Source organism: Streptomyces cavernae (genome assembly GCF_004023625.1).
GTDB classification, from domain to species: domain Bacteria; phylum Actinomycetota; class Actinomycetes; order Streptomycetales; family Streptomycetaceae; genus Streptomyces; species Streptomyces cavernae.
The window spans coordinates 175,651-191,917 of record NZ_RPDJ01000008.1; the positions used below are offsets into that span (position 1 = coordinate 175,651).

General features: G+C 71.8%; 15 protein-coding genes and 1 pseudogene. 13 read left to right on the plus strand and 3 right to left on the minus strand.

Going from position 1 to position 16,267, the window contains the following annotated elements:
• The first annotated feature begins 57 nt into the window (after positions 1-57).
• Positions 58-615, plus strand: a complete 558-nt coding sequence (locus EF387_RS20955) for a hypothetical protein (RefSeq protein WP_128378129.1) — start codon at positions 58-60, stop codon at positions 613-615.
• A gap of 8 nt (positions 616-623) precedes the next feature.
• Here EF387_RS20955 and EF387_RS20960 read toward each other — a convergent pair whose 3' ends face one another.
• Positions 624-1,715, minus strand: a complete 1,092-nt coding sequence (locus tag EF387_RS20960) for an O-antigen ligase family protein (protein ID WP_128378130.1) — start codon at positions 1,713-1,715, stop codon at positions 624-626.
• A 239-nt stretch (positions 1,716-1,954) separates the two neighbouring features.
• Between EF387_RS20960 and lnt the strand changes: the two genes are divergently transcribed.
• The 3 genes from lnt (at position 1,955) to EF387_RS20975 (ending at position 5,207) form a co-directional block, all read left to right on the plus strand.
• A complete protein-coding gene (gene lnt, locus EF387_RS20965; protein ID WP_128378131.1) occupies positions 1,955-3,574 on the plus strand; it encodes an apolipoprotein N-acyltransferase in 1,620 nt (539 codons plus the stop codon).
• A gap of 137 nt (positions 3,575-3,711) precedes the next feature.
• A complete protein-coding gene (locus tag EF387_RS20970; RefSeq protein ID WP_128378132.1) occupies positions 3,712-4,185 on the plus strand; it encodes an NUDIX hydrolase in 474 nt (157 codons plus the stop codon).
• A gap of 353 nt (positions 4,186-4,538) precedes the next feature.
• The gene (locus EF387_RS20975) at positions 4,539-5,207 is read left to right on the plus strand and encodes an antibiotic biosynthesis monooxygenase (protein WP_128378133.1); all 669 of its coding nucleotides are present in this window, start codon (positions 4,539-4,541) and stop codon (positions 5,205-5,207) included.
• A 45-nt stretch (positions 5,208-5,252) separates the two neighbouring features.
• Here EF387_RS20975 and EF387_RS20980 read toward each other — a convergent pair whose 3' ends face one another.
• Positions 5,253-6,638 (minus strand): cryptochrome/photolyase family protein, encoded by a 1,386-nt coding sequence (locus EF387_RS20980; RefSeq protein WP_128378134.1) that lies wholly within the window; start codon positions 6,636-6,638, stop codon positions 5,253-5,255.
• A 179-nt stretch (positions 6,639-6,817) separates the two neighbouring features.
• Here EF387_RS20980 and EF387_RS20985 point away from each other — a divergent pair, with 179 nt between their 5' ends.
• Entirely contained in the window at positions 6,818-7,165 is a 348-nt protein-coding gene (locus tag EF387_RS20985; protein ID WP_128378135.1) for a VOC family protein, read from the plus strand.
• A gap of 378 nt (positions 7,166-7,543) precedes the next feature.
• On the opposite strand, the gene EF387_RS20990 is transcribed toward EF387_RS20985, so the two are convergent.
• Positions 7,544-9,064 carry an AMP-binding protein gene (locus EF387_RS20990; RefSeq protein ID WP_128378136.1) on the minus strand — a complete coding sequence of 507 codons (1,521 nt, stop codon included), beginning with the start codon at positions 9,062-9,064 and terminating at the stop codon, positions 7,544-7,546.
• Between the two features lie 524 nt (positions 9,065-9,588).
• Between EF387_RS20990 and EF387_RS20995 the strand changes: the two are divergent.
• The 8 genes and pseudogenes from EF387_RS20995 to EF387_RS21030 all read left to right on the plus strand — a co-directional run.
• Positions 9,589-9,900: pseudogene (locus tag EF387_RS20995) on the plus strand (FHA domain-containing protein); the annotation flags it as partial.
• A gap of 86 nt (positions 9,901-9,986) precedes the next feature.
• On the plus strand, positions 9,987-10,928 hold the full coding sequence (locus tag EF387_RS21000) for an SMP-30/gluconolactonase/LRE family protein (RefSeq protein WP_128378138.1): 942 nt from the start codon (positions 9,987-9,989) through the stop codon (positions 10,926-10,928).
• Between the two features lie 39 nt (positions 10,929-10,967).
• The gene (gene crcB / locus EF387_RS21005) at positions 10,968-11,510 is read left to right on the plus strand and encodes a fluoride efflux transporter CrcB (protein ID WP_128378139.1); all 543 of its coding nucleotides are present in this window, start codon (positions 10,968-10,970) and stop codon (positions 11,508-11,510) included.
• Positions 11,507-11,881, plus strand: a complete 375-nt coding sequence (crcB, locus tag EF387_RS21010) for a fluoride efflux transporter CrcB (RefSeq protein ID WP_128378140.1) — start codon at positions 11,507-11,509, stop codon at positions 11,879-11,881. Before crcB (EF387_RS21005) ends, crcB (EF387_RS21010) begins: the two co-directional genes overlap by 4 nt.
• Positions 11,882-11,941: 60 nt before the next feature.
• On the plus strand, positions 11,942-12,775 hold the full coding sequence (locus tag EF387_RS21015) for an undecaprenyl-diphosphate phosphatase (protein ID WP_128378141.1): 834 nt from the start codon (positions 11,942-11,944) through the stop codon (positions 12,773-12,775).
• Positions 12,776-12,978: 203 nt separating this feature from the next.
• On the plus strand, positions 12,979-13,653 hold the full coding sequence (locus EF387_RS21020) for a FadR/GntR family transcriptional regulator (RefSeq protein ID WP_128378289.1): 675 nt from the start codon (positions 12,979-12,981) through the stop codon (positions 13,651-13,653).
• Positions 13,650-15,176 carry an amino acid permease gene (locus EF387_RS21025; protein WP_238431612.1) on the plus strand — a complete coding sequence of 509 codons (1,527 nt, stop codon included), beginning with the start codon at positions 13,650-13,652 and terminating at the stop codon, positions 15,174-15,176. The genes EF387_RS21020 and EF387_RS21025 overlap by 4 nt, the downstream gene beginning before the upstream one ends.
• Positions 15,173-16,213 (plus strand): asparaginase, encoded by a 1,041-nt coding sequence (locus EF387_RS21030; protein WP_128378142.1) that lies wholly within the window; start codon positions 15,173-15,175, stop codon positions 16,211-16,213. Before EF387_RS21025 ends, EF387_RS21030 begins: the two co-directional genes overlap by 4 nt.
• Positions 16,214-16,267: the final 54 nt, after the last annotated feature.

Genomic DNA, 16,267 nt, shown 5'->3' on the forward strand with positions numbered 1-16,267 from the left:
GCAGTAGCGCTCCGCGACTGCGTGCCCGCTTTCGGGAACCTGAGTACTCTCGATGGCATGAGGGACCACCCCTACGGCGACGACGACACATCGGACGCCCCGCATCCCGACATCTGGACAGGTCGCGCGACCAACCGCCTGCAGTGGCTGCTGGCCCTGGTGGGCGTCGCCTGCCTCGCCCTCGGCATCGAACTGGCGGTCGACCCCAGCTGGCCCTCGGGCGGGGCACCGCTCGTCATGGCCGTCGTCGGGTGCATCGCCGCCGGGCTCCTGGTGATGTTCGGAACGCTCGCGTTCGTGCACGTAGCGGTGAAGGTCGACAAGGAGTGCCTGGAGATCCGCTGCGGCCACATGGGTCTGCCGCGCCGCCGCATCCCCCTCTCCCACGTGGTGGGCGCAGACTTCGCGCCCACCGTCACCCCGCACCAGTGGGGCGGCTGGGGATACCGCTGGCGGCCGGGCAAGGGCACCGCCGTCGTCGTACGGCGCGGTGAGGCCCTGGTGCTGCAGCTGTGGGACGGGCACACCTTCACGATCACGGTGGACGACGCGGAGGCCGCGGTGCGCGTCATCCGCGACCGGCTGCGCCCGGGCGCCCCCAACGCCGCGCACTGATCACAGCCTCAAGGCGCCGGCCCCTTCGGTACGGGCCCCTCCGGCAACGAGCCCTCCGCCGCCGCGGCACCCTGCGTTCCCTCTACCGCCAGGGGCCGCGATGTGGCGATCCCGGCGAGCAGCCCCGCACCCGCCGTCACCGCGGTGAAGCTGAGCGCGTTGCCGACGGAGGCGATCGCCGCCAGCGCAGCCAGGGCCGCGCCCGCGCTGAGAGCGACCGGAGTCGGACGCGGGGTGCGCCACAGCGTGTAGAGCAGCCAGCAGAACACCGCCGCGAGCAGCACCACCCCCACGACACCCTGTTCCGCCGCCTGCTGGAGGGGCGCGGAGTGCGGTTTGCCGTCCGTGTCCGGGAACAGTGACTGCGCCACGGTGGGGCTGAGCTCCTCGAACCGCCCCGGCCCCACCCCCAGCGCCGGATCGTCCCGGACCAGCCGCAGCGCGTCCTGCCACAGCGGCACCTGCTCGGGCCCCAGCTGGGCCTCGAGGGAGTCCGACAGGCCGTCCGGCAGGACGTTCGCGGCGAGCGCCCACGGCACACCCGTCACCACGGCGGTGGCGAGCGCCAGCCCGGTCAGGCCGAGGCCACGCCGGTGCATCCGGGCCGCGGCGAGCGAGCACAGCAGGATCACGGTGCAGGCCGCGAAACCGGCGGTCGAACCGAGCAGCAGCGCGGCCGCCGCGATCCCGGCGGCCAGCAGACGCAGCGCGAACCGCAGCGCGGGCGCGTTCGCGCTCCAGGCCGCACAGCAGGCCGCCCCCGCCGATATCGCCAGCAGCGCGGCGGTGGCACCGGTCTGGCCCAGTGGCCAGCCGAACTCGGGAACCGGCGTGGTGTGCGGTGCGGCCGCCGCGAGACCGACCCCGGCCAGAGCCCCGACGAAAGGAGCGGCGACCGGCAGCAGTGCCCCCGATATCCGCCCCGACGCATAACCCGCGCCCACCGCCAGCACCGCGAGGAGCAGCCCCTCCGGTCGTCCGCCGCGTGCCCCGGCGACGATCAGCGCCCAGACCGCGCAGGCCCCGAGCACGATCGCGCCCGTCGCGTCCGACACATTGCGTCTCTCCGACTCCTCGGCCGGACCGGCCGCAGAAGCCATCCCCGTGGACCCCACCCGTCGCCCCCCGACCCGTGACGGACCCGGACCACCCTGGCCGGATCCGGCCGCACGGCAGCGGCTGGGGCACACCGTAACGTCTGATGCGCCGGTTTGTGGATGAGTTGCGCAGGAACCATGCGGTGGGGGCGGGTGCCGGCCCGGCGGCGGGAGAACGCCGGACGGGCCGTGGCCCGGGGCCGAACTGTCGGCCCCGAGGACACCCGCCGTACACTCCGTGGGTGACCGTCACCGCAACCACCGTGGACGAGCCGGAGCGGCTCGAACCCCAGTCGAAGACAGATTCCCGCTGGATACAGCGGGTCCGCAGACTTGTTCCGGCCGCCACCGCCGCCTCCGCGGGCGTACTGCTGTACGTGAGTTTTCCGCCACGCACCCTGTGGTGGCTGGCCCTGCCCGCCTTCGCGGTCTTCGGCTGGACCCTGCGGGGGCGGAGCTGGAAGGCGGGCCTGGGTCTCGGCTACCTCTTCGGCCTGGGCTTCCTGCTTCCGCTGCTCGTCTGGACCGGTGTCGAGGTCGGACCGGTGCCCTGGCTGGCGCTCGTGGTGATCGAGGCGGTCTTCGTGGCACTGGTCGGCGCGGGCGTCGCCGCGGTGTCCCGGCTGCCCGCCTGGCCCCTGTGGGCCGCCGCCCTGTGGACCGCGGGCGAGGCCGCACGCGCGCGTGCCCCGTTCGGCGGCTTCCCCTGGGGCAAGATCGCGTTCGGGCAGGCGGACGGGATCTTCCTGCCGCTCGCCGCGCTGGGCGGCACCCCGGTCCTCGGGTTCGCGGTGGTGCTGTGCGGTTTCGGGCTCTGCGAGGTGGGGCGCCTCGGCATCGAGCTGCGCCGCTCCCAGGCCGTACGACGCGGCGCCGCGGCGGCGGCCGTGCTCACGGTGACCGTGCCCGTCGTCGGGGCGTTCGCCGCGACGCCCCTGGTCAGCGACAAGGCCGAGGACGGCTACGCGACCGTGGCGGCGATCCAGGGCAATGTGCCCCGGGCGGGTCTGGACTTCAACGCACAGCGCCGGGCCGTCCTCGACTACCACGCGCGGGAGACCGAGCGGCTGGCGGCCGAGGTCAGGGCCGGCAAGGTGGCGAAGCCCGACTTCGTGCTGTGGCCGGAGAACTCCTCCGACATCGACCCCTTCACCAATCCCGACGCCCGCGCCGTGATCAACCGCGCGGCCCGCGCGATCGGCGCGCCGATCTCGGTGGGCGGTGTCGTGGGGAAGGACGGCAAGCTCTACAACGAGCAGATCCTGTGGGATCCCGAGAGCGGCCCCGGCCAGACCTACGACAAGCGCCAGATCCAGCCGTTCGGCGAGTTCCTCCCGCTGCGCTCGATGATCGGGGCCATCAACCCGGCCTGGACGGAGATGGCGCGCCAGGACTTCACCCGGGGCACCAAGCCGGGTGTGTTCAGCATGGACGGCGCCAAGGTCGGCCTCGCCACCTGCTACGAGGCCGCCTTCGACTGGGCCGTGCGGGACACCGTCACCGGCGGCGCCCAGATGATCTCCGTGCCCAGCAACAACGCGACCTTCGACCGCAGCGAGATGACCTACCAGCAGCTCGCCATGTCCCGCATCCGCGCCGTCGAACACAGCCGCACGGTCACCGTCCCGGTGACCAGCGGGGTCAGCGCCATGATCATGCCGGACGGCAGGATCACCCAGCGGACCGGCATGTTCGTCGCGGACTCCCTCGTCCAGAAGGTGCCCCTGCGCTCCTCGCAGACCCCCGCAACCCGTATGGGCACCCTGCCCGAGGCGGCGTTGGTGCTGCTCGCGGCCGCCGGCCTCGGCTGGGCGGTGTCATCGGCCGTACGGACGCGGCGCACGGCCGGCGAGTCCGCCTGACTCACCGCCGACTCACCGCTGACCCGACCGCCGACTCACCGCTCGCCTGGCCGACTCCGAGCGGTGACGCGGCCCGGTTCGGGTGATCTCCGCCCGCTTCCGCCGGGCGGACAGGTGAGGGCCGTTAGGGTCGGCGCATGGCTACTCCTGACTTCATCCGTACGATCCGGGCCACCGCGGGCCACCAGTTGCTCTGGCTCCCCGGAGTCACCGCCATCGTCTTCGACGACGAGGGCAGAGTGCTCCTCGGGCGCCGGTCCGACACCGGCAGGTGGTCCGTGATCGGCGGCATCCCGGAGCCTGGGGAGCAGCCCGCGGTCTGCGCCGTACGGGAGGTGTACGAGGAGACCGCCGTACGGTGCGTCGCCGAACGCGTCGTGCTCGTGCAGGCGCTGGCGCCGGTGACGTACGAGAACGGCGACGTGTGCCAGTACATGGACATCACCTTCCGCTGCCGGGCCGTCGGCGGTGAGGCCCGGGTCAACGACGACGAGTCCCTCGAAGTGGGTTGGTTCGAGGTCGACGCGCTGCCCGAACTGCACGAGTTCGGGCTGTTCCGGATCAAGCAGGCCCTGTCCGACGCGCCCGCCTGGTTCGAACCGGCGGGCTGACGCCGACCCACGCCGACCTGGGAGAAGTGCGAAGCCCGCTCCGGCCTAGGGCGGCCGGGGCGGGCGGAGACAAACTGGTGGCATTCCGAGGTGCTCCGACAACTGGTGGCATTCCGAGGTGGCTCCACATCGGCGGCCGGGTCGCTCCGCTGCCGGCCTCGGCGGCGGCCGTGCCGGTCACGTTCCTGGTCACTCGGGCGATCATGGTGTCCAGGGAGCGGCAGGTGGCCGAGTCGCGGGGGTGAGCGGGCCCCTCGTCGGCGCCCGGGATCGTTAGCGGTGCGGTGGACGGGAAACCCGTAGGAACCCGAGTCCCGTAGTAGGGACCCGAGTCCCGTAGTACGGAGTTCCTCATGAGTCACGACCAGCAGCGCGGGCGGCGCGACGGGGCGGGGGCGGTCGCTCTCGACCAAGGGGTGACCACGGTGTTCACCTGGCAGGTCGAGCCGGGCAGGGAAGAGGACTTCCAGCGCTGGGCGCAGAGCGGGGTGGACCTCGCCGCGGACTTCCCCGGGCACCAGGGCGTGACCTGGCTGCGCCCGCAGGGCCGCGGCGGGGTGTACCACGGCGTGCTGCGCTTCGAGAGCCCGGAACGGATGCAGGAGTGGCTGGAACACCCCGAACGGATTGAGTGGATCGAGCGGGCCGACGGGATCGCCACGGAGATCACCGAGCACCGGCAGCAGACCACAGGGATGGAGACCTGGTTCCAGCTGCCGGGGACCCAGGTCAAGGCCCCGCCACGGTGGAAGATGACGCTGGTGACCGCACTCGGCGCCTACCCGGTGGCGCTGCTCATCAATGTGCTCCTCGTGCCCTACGCGCAGCCGCTTCCGGTATGGCTGCGCGCGGCCCTGTTCCCGCTCCTCGTCGCGCCCGTACTGACCTACGCGATCATGCCGTGGCTCAGCCGGCTGTTCCGCCGGTGGCTGTACTCGGACGTGCCCGGCCGAAGCCCCCGGTCCGGCACTCCCGGAGGCCGTCGCGCAGGCGGAACAGTCCGCGCCGGGCGTGGCTCTTGACCGTGCACCTCACCATGTACAGGGCACGGGTCCTGACGCTCGCTCCTACGCTTCCGGGCGCTCCCGGCCGAGTCCCCTCGCCCGTTTGAAGCGGGCCAGGCCTTCGGTGAGATCGACGACCGGCTCCGGGTACCGCGCCGCACCGCCACGTGCCGAGCCGGCGAGCTTCCACGGTTCGTGCACGGCGGGCCCGTCGATGCCGGCGAGTTCGGGCACCCAGCGCCGCACGTAGGCGCCGTCCGGGTCGTAGCGCCTGGCCTGACGCACGGGGCTGAGCACCCGGTTGGGCCGGGTGTCCGTGCCCGTTCCGGCCACCCACTGCCAGTTGAGCTGGTTGTTGGCGACATCGCCGTCCACCAGCAGATCCATGAAGTGCCGGGCGCCCAGACGCCAGTCGACGTACAGCGTCTTGGTGAGGAAACTCGCCGCCAGCAGGCGTCCGCGGTTGTGCATCCAGCCCTCCTGCCGCAGCTGCCGCATCGCCGCGTCGATCACCGGCACGCCGGTGCGGCCCTCCCGCCACGCGTCGATCTCCTCGCGCGCCTGATCCGGCTGCCGCCAGCGGTCGTGCTTGGTGCGGTAGTCCGCCCTGGCCGCGTCGGGCCGGGCGGCCAGCACCTGGTGGTGGAAGTCCCGCCAGACGAGCTGCCGTACGAACGCACCGGCGCCCGGTCCGCCCGCGTCGCGCACCCGGTGCGCGAGTTCGACGGGGGAGAGCGTGCCGAAGTGCAGGTGCGGGGAGAGCCGGGAGGTGGCGTCGGCCGACAGGTCGTCGCGCCCGTCCTCGTATCCGCCGAGCCCGTCGCGCAGCCAGGCCGCGAGCCGCTTCCGCGCCGCGCCCTCACCGCCCTCGGCCAGCCCCGGCGAGACCCCCGGCACATCCGTGCGGGACGGCAGCGGCTCGGAACCCACACCGTCCGGGACCGGCACCCTCCGTGGCGCTTCCAGAACCTCCCGCAACGGCAGGCCCGACCAGCGGCGGTGGTACGGAGTGAAGACGGCGAAGTGGTCCGAGGACGCCGGGGCGACCGCGCCGGGTGCGAGGGCGTTGATCACCGAGTCGTGGACGTGCAGCCGGCATCCCACGGACTCCAGCGCGGCGCGCAGCCGCTCCTCGCGCCGCCGGGCGTAGCCGCTCACCCCGCCCGCCACGTGCAGCTCCGCGGCGCCCGTCTCCGCCACCACCTTGCCGACCTGCTCGACGACGTCACCGGAGCGCACGACCAGCCGGCCGCCGCGCCCCCGCAGCCCCGCGTCGAGATCCCCGAGGCAGTCGGCGAGGAACGCCCTCCGGTTGGGCGCCGCCTCGGGCATCCCGCAGTCCCGCACGAACAGCGGCACCACCGCGTCCGCGCAGGCCAGCGCCGCCCGCAGCGGCGGATGGTCGTGCAGACGCAGGTCGGAGGTGAACAGGACGACCGCTGCACGCATGACGAGGCTCCCGGACGCGATGACGTACGACACCCGGTGCTTCCGCTCCGGCGGCCCCGGCGGATGCGCCCCGGGCCGAAACGGTCAGGATCGAAGAAGCCGCAGGCCCATGCCCCGCCCTAGCGTGGGAGGAGCCGGCGGAGAGCCGCCGGCCTTGTCGGCGCTTCGAGGAGTACGCCATGACCGCAGGCTGCAAGACGATCATCTTCCCGGTGAAGGACGTCGACCGCGCGAAGGAGGTGTTCACCGCCCTGCTGGGCGTGGCACCCGAGGTGGACCAGCCCTACTACGTGGGCTTCAAGGCCGCGGGCCAGGACGTCGGCCTCGACCCCAACGGACACGACAAGGGGATGACCGGCCCCGTCGCCTACTGGCACGTCGACGACATCGGGGAGAGGCTCTCCGCACTGCACGCCGCCGGCGCGGAGACCGTGCAGGACGTGCGGGACGTCGGGGGCGGCCGGCTGATCGCCACCGTCAGGGACGCGGACGGCAACGTCGTGGGCCTGCTGCAGGATCCTTCCTAGTGCCCCGACAGGCAACGTTCGCCCCGTCGCGACGCCCGGCACTCCCCCAAGCTCTTCGAGCAGGGGGTACCCCCAGAGCACGCTCCCCCAAGCTCTCGACTTCTCCCCCCATTCTCGGCTGCGCTCGAGCGGGGGGGGACCCCCATGAGGAGGGGGGACCCCCGTGAGGCCGCTCCTTGACGGGCAAACGTTGCCTGCCGGCGCACCAGGCGGGCCGAACCTCGGCGCGCGGCAGTCGGCCCGGGTCCCGCGGTAGCGCGGGACCGCATACAGCGGTCAGTGGTACGACAACCGGGCCCTGCCGGCGATGAACTGGTTCGGTCACCGCGGTGAGGCAAGGGGTGGGGCCGTCCGACCGGGGACGGCCCCACCCTTCGCTCACCCGTTCCAGAACGGCTCCCGCAACTTGAACTTCTGCAGCTTCCCCGTCGCCGTGCGCGGTAGCGACTCGACGAAGTCGACCCGCTTCGGGCACTTGAAGCCCGCGAGCCGCGAACGGCAGTGCGCGGTCAGCTCCTCGGCGGTGAGCCCTGACGCGTCCGCCACGACAAGAGCGGTCACCAGCTCCCCCCACTTCTCGTCCGGGATGCCGATGACCGCCACCTCGCGCACCGCGGGGTGCGAGGTGATGACGTCCTCCACCTCGATGGAGGAGACGTTCTCGCCGCCGGAGATGATGACGTCCTTCTTGCGGTCGGAGATGACCAGGTAGCCCTCGTCGTCGACGTGTCCGCCGTCGCCGGTGTGGAACCAGCCGCCCTCCTGTGCCTCGGCGGTCTCCTCCGGTTGCTCCCAGTAGCCGTCCAGGTTGTGGTTGGAGGCGGTGAGCACCTCGCCCTCCGCGTCGGTCGTCACCCGGACCCCCAGGGCGGGCACGCCCGCGCGGCCGAGCTTGCGCGCGCGCTCGCTCCCGCTCAGGTCGTCCCACTCGGCACGGGACCGGTTCACCGTGACCAGCGGGGAGGTCTCGGTGAGACCGTAGATCTGGATGAACTCCCAGCCCAGTTCGCCCATCACACGCTCGATGGTGCGGGTGGGCGGGGGAGCGCCCGCGCAGACGATCCGCACCCGGTCGCGCCCCGGGATCCCGCCGTCCCAGTCGGCCGCCGCGTCGAGGACGGCGTTCAGCACGGCGGGCGCGGCACACATCAGCGTCACGCCGTGATCGCGCACCCGGCGCAGGATCTCGGCGCCGTCGATCTGCCGCAGCACGATGTGCCGGCCGCCCACGCCCGTCACGCCGAACGGCATGCCCCAGCCGTTGGCGTGGAACATCGGCAGGGTGTGCAGATACACGTCACGGTCGCTGATCGTGGTGTGCAGGCCGAACACCGTCGCGTTGAGCCACAGATTGCGGTGGGTGAGCTGGACTCCCTTGGGGCGGGCGGTCGTTCCGGACGTGTAGTTGATGCTCGCGGTCGCGCCCTCGTCCGGTGCGGTCCACGGCTCGGGGGCGGTGTCGTGCAGATAGAGCTCCTCGTCCCCCGTCCCGCCACCGAGCACGAACTTGTGTTTGACGTGCAGGGTGTCCAGCACGCCGGCGCACGCGGGATCCGCGTACACGACCGACGCGCCGGAGTGCCGGACGATGTAGTCGATCTCCGGCGGGGTGAGCCGGAAGTTGACCGGCACCAGCACCCGGCCCCACCCGGAGACACCGAAGAACGAGGTCAGCAGCCGCGCCGAGTTCTGCGAGACGATCGCGACCCGGCCGCCCACGGGTACCCCGAGTCGGTCCAGCCGGGCGGCCTGCGCCCGGGCGAGCGCGGCCATGTCCCGGTAGGTGAGGCTTCCGAGGCCGGGGGCGGGCTGGTCGGGTTCGTCGACCACGGCCACGCGGTCCGGGTAGACCTGCTCGGCGCGGTCGAGAAAGTCACGGACGGTCAGCGGGTAGAACATGGCGGCTCCAAAGGCGGGCTGCGAGGCGGTTCAACCGAACCTGAGCATGCCTGCTCCCCGTAGCACCCGCCCGAAACGGGCGCGTCTGAATTGGACGCGCCGGAACCGGACGCGTCGGAACCGGACGCGTCGGAACCGGATACCCGCGGGACGGATGAGCCCGGAGGGAATGCATGCGAAACGGATGCGCACGAAACGGGTGCGTCCTCCCAGAGGGGTGCGCCCGGAACGGACACGTCCGAAACGGATACGCCCTGAACGAATGCGCGAATGGTGGGTCCGGAACGGAAGCGTCCGAAACGGACGCGCCCGAGAGGTCCCTGCTCCGCTTCCTCCGCCGGGCCGGCCGCTCGCCCGGACGGTGCCCCCATCAGCCGGCTCGCCCCCAGGTGCCGACCCCGCACGCCGGCGCGCACTCTTCATACGGCCCGACTTTCCGGTAGGGGGCCGAGCCTGAAATAGTTGCCCACGATCTTCGACGTCCGCGGGCTCCCTGTGACGGGGACAACCCGGGACACAACTCAATGGGGTATTCGGTGCTGGAACTCGTACTGGAACTGGACGGACAGACCTGGACGCTCGACGCGTACAAGGTCCATACCGTCGGGCGTGATCCGCAGGGCGACATCGTGATCGACGACGCCAGGGTCTCCTGGCGGCACGCCACGATCAGCTGGGCCGGACACGGTTGGGTCATCGAGGACCAGCGCAGCACCAACGGCACGTTCGTGGAGGGCCGGAGGATCCACCACATCGAGATCGGTCCCGGCTCGGCCGTGCACCTCGGCAGCGCGACCGACGGCCCGTGCCTGAACGTCTCGGGCGGCGCCGACGCGGGGACCCCGCTGTGGGGTGGGGGGAACCCGAGCGGGTACTGAGCACCGTACGTCGCACAGACCTTGCGGCATCGGAGGACCACACCATGGACCGGACGCCACCCCTGCGCCTCATCCCCGTCGGCGGACGTGGCCCCGAGGACGTGGTGACCGACGCCTCGGGGCGGGTGTTCACCGGGTTGGCGGACGGGCGGATCCTCCGTCTGGAGGGCGTCACCGACCCGGCGGGCCCGCGCATCGAGACCGTCGCCGACACCCGCGGGCGGCCCCTGGGCCTCCAGCCGCTGCCCGACGGGGCGTTGCTGGTGTGCGACGCGGAGCGCGGGCTCCTGCGGTGCGAGACCGACGGGACGGTACGGGTGCTCGCCGACACGGTGGCCGGGGCCCGGCTGCGGTTCTGCAGCAATGTCGTCACCGCCGACGACACCACCGTCTACTTCACCGTCTCCAGCCGTCGCTACGGCCTCGAACACTGGCAGGGCGACCTGCTGGAGCACACCGGCACCGGCATGCTGCTGCGGCTGCGGCCGGGCGGTGAACCCGAAGTGCTCCTGGACGGGCTGCAGTTCGCCAACGGTGTCGCCCTGGCCGCCGACCAGTCCTTCCTCGTCGTGGCGGAGACCGGCGCCCGCCGGCTCGTCCGCCACGGGCTCACGGGCGACGCCGAACCGCGCGGCACGTTCGCCGACGACCTGCCGGGCTACCCCGACAACCTCTGGCGCGACCCCGACGGCCTGATCTGGGTGGCCCTGGCGGGCCCGCGCGTACCCGTCCTCGACGTGCTGCACCGGCGTGGCCCCGCACTGCGCCGTGCCGCCGGGCGTGCCGCGACCCGGCTGCCGTTCCGGCCGGTGCGGGACGCCTGGGTCATGGCGTTCGACGACGACGGGCGGATCGTGCACGACGTGCGTCACCGCCGTGCGCCGTACCGGATGTCCACCAGCGTCTGCCCGGTCGACGGGCAGCTGGTGCTGGGCAGTGTGTGGGAGCCGAGCCTCGCGGTGTTCGCGTCCCCGGCGGCTCGGTGACGGGTTAGCCTGGCCCATCCCCGCGATCAGGAGAGGCGCATGACAGGCCCGCAGCCCGAGACCGAGATGGTGGACGAACCCACCGATCCGGACGTCGATCTGCGGGTCCCCGCCGAGCGGCAGCGGTCGTGGCGGACGCTCGCACCGGTCGTCGCGGTGGTCTCCGCAGGCGGCGGGCTCGGGGCCGCGGCCCGGTACGGGGCCTCGCTGATCGGGCCCGTGGAGACGGGCGGGTTCCCGTGGACGACCTTCTGGGTCAATGTGACCGGCTGCCTGGTCATCGGCGTCTTCATGGTCGTGGTCAACGAGGTGTGGGCCGCGCATCCGCTGGTACGGCCCTTCTTCGGCACCGGGGTCCTCGGCGGCTACACGACCTTCTCCACGTACGCCGTCGACATCCAGCACCTGGTGGACGAAGGCCACCCGCGCACCGGGCTCGCGTATCTCGCCGCGACGCTCGTGGCCGCGCTCCTCGCGGTCTGGGTCGCGGTGACGGTGACGCGCCGGGCCCTGATCGGCAAACCGGGTCGAAGCGGCGAAACGGGTGAAATCTCCGCGCTGGAAGGTAAGAGGCCGTTGTGAACTGGCTGCTCGTGATCGTCGGCGGGATGGTCGGTGCGCCGCTGCGCTACCTCACCGACCGCGCCGTTCAGCTCAGGCATGACACGGCCTTCCCCTGGGGCACCCTCGCGGTCAACGTCGCCGGTTGTCTCGTCCTCGGGCTGCTGGCCGGCGCGGCCTCGGCCGGGGCCGCCTCCGCTCACCTGCAATTCCTCCTCGGTACGGGACTGTGCGGGGCTCTGACCACGTACTCCACGTTCTCCTACGAGACCCTGCGGCTGGCCGAGGACGGGGCGGGCTTCTACGCCGTCGCCAATGTGATCGCGAGCGTCGCCGCCGGGCTGGGCGCGGCATTTGTGGGGGTTTCTTTCGCCGAGGCCCTGTGGGGCTAGAGTGCGGCCGGTGTAAGGCGTCCACGCCGCTGTCGTGACCCCCAGCGAGAACTGGAAACCATGAGCGCGATCTCCGTCGGTCAGGCCGTCGTCCTCGGAGCCGTCGAAGGGGTGACCGAATTCCTCCCGGTCTCCTCCACCGGCCATCTCAAGATCGCCGAAGGGCTGATGGGCATCCCCGTCGACGACGACGCCGTCATCGGGTTCTCGGCCGTGATCCAGGTCGGCGCCATCGCCGCGGTGCTCGTCTACTTCCGCAAGGACATCGCCCGGATCGTTTCCGCGTGGCTGCGCGGGCTCACCGACCGCGAGGAGCGCTACCACCACGACTACAAGTTCGCCTGGTGGGTGATCTGGGCGACCATCCCGATCGTCGCCGTCGGTCTCCTGGCGAAGCCGCTGATCGAGGGGCCGCTCGCCTCGCTGTGGGTCGTCGCCGCCTCGCTGATCGCCGGCAGCGGGGTGATGTGGGCGGCCGACCGGCTGGGCAGGCACAAGCGCGGCGAGGACGACACCTCCTTCAAGGACGCCATGCTGGTGGGCAGCTCGCAGATCCTCGCCCTGCTCTTCCCGGGCTTCTCGCGCTCCGGCGCCACGATGTCGACGGCCCTGATGCTGGACCTCGACCGGGTCGCGGCCACCCGGCTCTCGTTCTTCCTCGGGATTCCCGCGCTCACGGGGGCGGGGCTGTACGAGCTGAAGGACGCGCTCGGTACCGGTGCGGGAGCCGCGCCGCTCGTGGCGGGAACGGTCGTTGCCTTCGGGGTCGCCTACGCCTCCATCGCGTGGCTGCTGAAGTTCGTGGCGAAGCACTCGTTCAACGCGTTCGTCGTCTACCGGGTTGTCGTGGGACTGCTGTTGTTCGCTCTGCTCGGTACAGGGGTCCTGGGCTGAGGGGCGACGTCACCCGATCGGGGGGCGGCGTCCGCCGGTCGAGGGGTGACACCCGCCGCCGGAACGAGGGGTCGCACCCGCCGCCGGCCGGGGGACGGCGCCCCGCCAACCCTTGACAGTCACCCGCCGTTCCCCCGAGGATCACCACCGTGAACCTGTCAGACAGCCAGACAGGTGGGTCGGTGCCCCGGCGCGTCAGCGCCATGGAAGCGGTTCTCACCCACCTTCGCGGCGCCATCGAGCGCGGCGACTACGCCATCGGTGACAAGCTGCCCTCCGAGGCGGAGCTGTGCCGTCGTCTCGAGGTCAGCCGGCCCGTGCTGCGCGAGGCGCTGCGGGCCCTGCAGGTCATGGGCCTGACCGTGTCCCGAACCGGCAAGGGCACCTTCGTCGTCGCCGGCAGCGTCGAGGAGCCCACCTTCGGCGACTACTCGGCGAGCGACCTGCTCGAGGTCCGCCGGCACATCGAGATCCCCGTGGCCGGGTACGCGGCGGCCCGCCGCACCTCGGAGAACCTCGACCACCTGGTCCATCTACTGGACCGGATGGAGCACGAGACCGACACCACGGCGTGGGTCGCCATGGACACGCTGTTCCACCTCGGTGTCGCCGAGGCCTCCCAGAACCCGGTCTTCCGCCGGGTCATCGAGGAGATCCGCGACGCGCTGGCACGCCAGTCGGCCTTCCTCAACGAACTCGGCGGACGCCGCGAGCAGTCCAACCGCGAGCACCGCGAGATCGTCGAGGCCCTCATGGACGGCAGCGAAACCGACGCGGTGGAGGCCATGGCCCACCACCTCGACCGTGTCGAGACCACCCTCACCTCCATCGTGCGCGAGCGCACGGCCCCACCCCCGGAAGGCGAACCACAGGCGTGAGCAAGCAATCCCCCCAGATAGACGCCATACCGAACGGGACAACGACCTCCCCCCACGTCGATGCCGGAGACGCCGGCTACAGCAAGTCCCTGAAGTCCCGCCATGTGAACATGATCGCCATCGGTGGCGCGATCGGCACCGGGCTGTTCCTCGGCGCCGGCGGGCGCCTCGCCGACGCCGGCCCCTCCCTCTTCATCGCCTACGCGGTCTGCGGCGTCTTCGCCTTCCTCGTCGTGCGCGCACTCGGCGAACTCGTCCTGTACCGCCCGTCGTCCGGCGCCTTCGTGTCGTACGCCCGTGAGTTCCTCGGGGAGAAGGGCGCCTACACCGCGGGCTGGATGTACTTCCTCAACTGGGCCACCACCGGTATCGCCGACATCACCGCCGTGGCCACCTACACCCACTACTGGGGCATGTTCTCCGACATCCCGCAGTGGGTGATCGCGCTCATCGCGCTCGCCGTCGTCCTCACGGTGAACCTGATCTCCGTGAAGATCTTCGGTGAGCTGGAGTTCTGGTTCGCCATCATCAAGGTCGGCGCGCTCGTCGTCTTCATGCTGATCGGCATCTTCCTGCTCGTCACCCAGCAGCCCGTCGACGGCCATGCCCCCGGCCCGGCCCTGATCACCGACAACGGCGGTCTGTTCCCCAGCGGCCTGCTGCCGATGCTGCTGATCGTGCAGGGTGTCGTCTTCGCCTACGCCTCCGTCGAACTGGTCGGCGTTGCGGCGGGCGAGACCGAGAACCCCGAGAAGATCCTGCCCAAGGCGATCAACTCCATCATGTGGCGGGTCGGACTGTTCTACGTCGGCTCGGTAGTCCTGCTGTCGATGCTGCTGCCCTGGTCCTCGTACAAGGCGGGCGAGAGTCCCTTCGTCACCGTGCTGTCCAACATCGGCGTCCCGGCGGCCGGCGGGATCATGAACCTGGTCGTGCTCACCGCGGCCATGTCCTCCCTCAACTCCGGCCTGTACTCCACCGGCCGCATCCTGCGCTCCATGGCGATGTCCGGCTCCGCACCCAGGTTCACCTCGGTGATGAGCCGCAGTCAGGTCCCGTACGGCGGGATCCTGCTCACCAGCGGCATCTGCGTCCTCGGCGTCGGTCTCAACTTCGTCGTACCCGCCGAGGCATTCGAGATCGTGCTCAACTTCGCCGCGATCGGCATCCTCGCCACCTGGGGCATGATCATGCTCTGCCACCTGCTGTTCTGGCGGAAGACGCAGGCCGGTGAACTGAACCGTCCGAGCTACCGGCTGCCCGGCTCGCCCTGGACCGAGATCGTCACCCTGGTCTTCCTGGCCTCCGTCCTGGTGCTGATGTACGCCGACGGGGGAGCGGGCCGCACGACCGTGCTGTGTCTGCCGCTGATCGTGGGCGCGCTGGTGGCCGGCTGGTACGCGATCCGCGGCCGGGTCGCCGCGGTTAGCAGGAACGTTTCCTCTGTCGGTGGTTCCTCTTCCGGCGGCTCCTCCTCCGGTGGTTCGGCCACCGGCGGCTCCTCCTCCGGGGCGGACGCGTGAGCCAGCTGGTCTGCGGGATCGCCGAGGCACCCGCCGTACGCGAACCGCTGCACGCGCCCGTCGCCCATCTCGTGCGCGGCGGGGTCATCGAGGGCATCCACTACGGCTCGGTGGTCGTACTCGCCCCGGACGGCGGCGTCGAGCTGCAGATCGGTGACGTCGAGGCCGCCTTCTACCCCCGTTCGGCGCTCAAGCCCGTGCAGGCCGTCGCCCTGCTGCGGGCCGGGCTGCCGCTCGACGGCGAGCTGCTCGCACTGACCGCCGCCAGCCACTCCGGCGAGGAGCGGCACCTGGACGGCGCCCGGCGGATCCTCGAACTCGCCGGTCTCGGCGAGAGCGATCTGCGCAACGCGCCGGACCTGCCCTACGACCCCGCCGTCCGGGACGCCTGGGTACGCGAGGGGCGGCAGCCGTCCCGGATCGCGCAGAACTGCTCAGGCAAGCACGCGGCCATGCTCTACACCTCCCGGCTGAACGGCTGGTCCCTGGAGAACTACCTCGACCCCGCGCATCCCCTCCAGCAGGCGATCGCGGAGATCGTGGAGGACCTCACCGGGCAGGCGATCGCCCGGACGACGGTGGACGGCTGCGGGGCGCCCCTGTTCTCCGTCTCCCTGCACGGGCTCGCGCGCGCCGCGGCCCGGATCACCACCGCGGCACCCGGCACGCCCGAGGCACTCGTCGCCGACGCGATGCGCGAGCACCCCGAGATGGTCTCCGGCGCCGGACGCGACGTCGCCGCGTTGATGCGGTCCGTGCCCGGGCTGATGGCCAAGGACGGCTTCGAGGGCGTCCAGGTCGCGGCCCTCCCGGACGGACGGGCCATCGCCGTGAAGATCGCGGACGGCGCCAACCGGGCCCGGGTGCCCGTGACCGCCGCGGCGCTCGCCCGCTGCGGGGTCGACCCGGCGGCGCTCGCCGAGTTCGCGGAGGTGCCGCTGCTGGGCGGTTCCACGGTGGTGGGCAGTGTCCGTCCGGCCCGGGAGCTCCTCACGGACGCGCTCGCGCGGACCACACCGTACGGGACGCACGCCTGACCCCCAGGGCTGTTCGACGACATCTCAACCCGGCCGCCGAGCCGTGCACTCGGC

Bases quoted from the DNA above. Each gene is read 5' to 3' on its own strand.
- EF387_RS20955 (WP_128378129.1), top strand. From the start codon at position 58: ATGAGGGACCACCCCTACGGCGACGACGACACATCGGACGCCCCGCAT.
- EF387_RS20960 (WP_128378130.1), bottom strand. From the start codon at position 1,715: ATGGCTTCTGCGGCCGGTCCGGCCGAGGAGTCGGAGAGACGCAATGTG.
- EF387_RS20970 (WP_128378132.1), top strand. From the start codon at position 3,712: ATGGCTACTCCTGACTTCATCCGTACGATCCGGGCCACCGCGGGCCAC.
- EF387_RS20975 (WP_128378133.1), top strand. From the start codon at position 4,539: ATGAGTCACGACCAGCAGCGCGGGCGGCGCGACGGGGCGGGGGCGGTC.
- EF387_RS20980 (WP_128378134.1), bottom strand. From the start codon at position 6,638: ATGCGTGCAGCGGTCGTCCTGTTCACCTCCGACCTGCGTCTGCACGAC.
- EF387_RS20985 (WP_128378135.1), top strand. From the start codon at position 6,818: ATGACCGCAGGCTGCAAGACGATCATCTTCCCGGTGAAGGACGTCGAC.
- EF387_RS20990 (WP_128378136.1), bottom strand. From the start codon at position 9,064: ATGTTCTACCCGCTGACCGTCCGTGACTTTCTCGACCGCGCCGAGCAG.
- EF387_RS21000 (WP_128378138.1), top strand. From the start codon at position 9,987: ATGGACCGGACGCCACCCCTGCGCCTCATCCCCGTCGGCGGACGTGGC.
- crcB (WP_128378139.1), top strand. From the start codon at position 10,968: ATGACAGGCCCGCAGCCCGAGACCGAGATGGTGGACGAACCCACCGAT.
- EF387_RS21015 (WP_128378141.1), top strand. From the start codon at position 11,942: ATGAGCGCGATCTCCGTCGGTCAGGCCGTCGTCCTCGGAGCCGTCGAA.
- EF387_RS21020 (WP_128378289.1), top strand. From the start codon at position 12,979: ATGGAAGCGGTTCTCACCCACCTTCGCGGCGCCATCGAGCGCGGCGAC.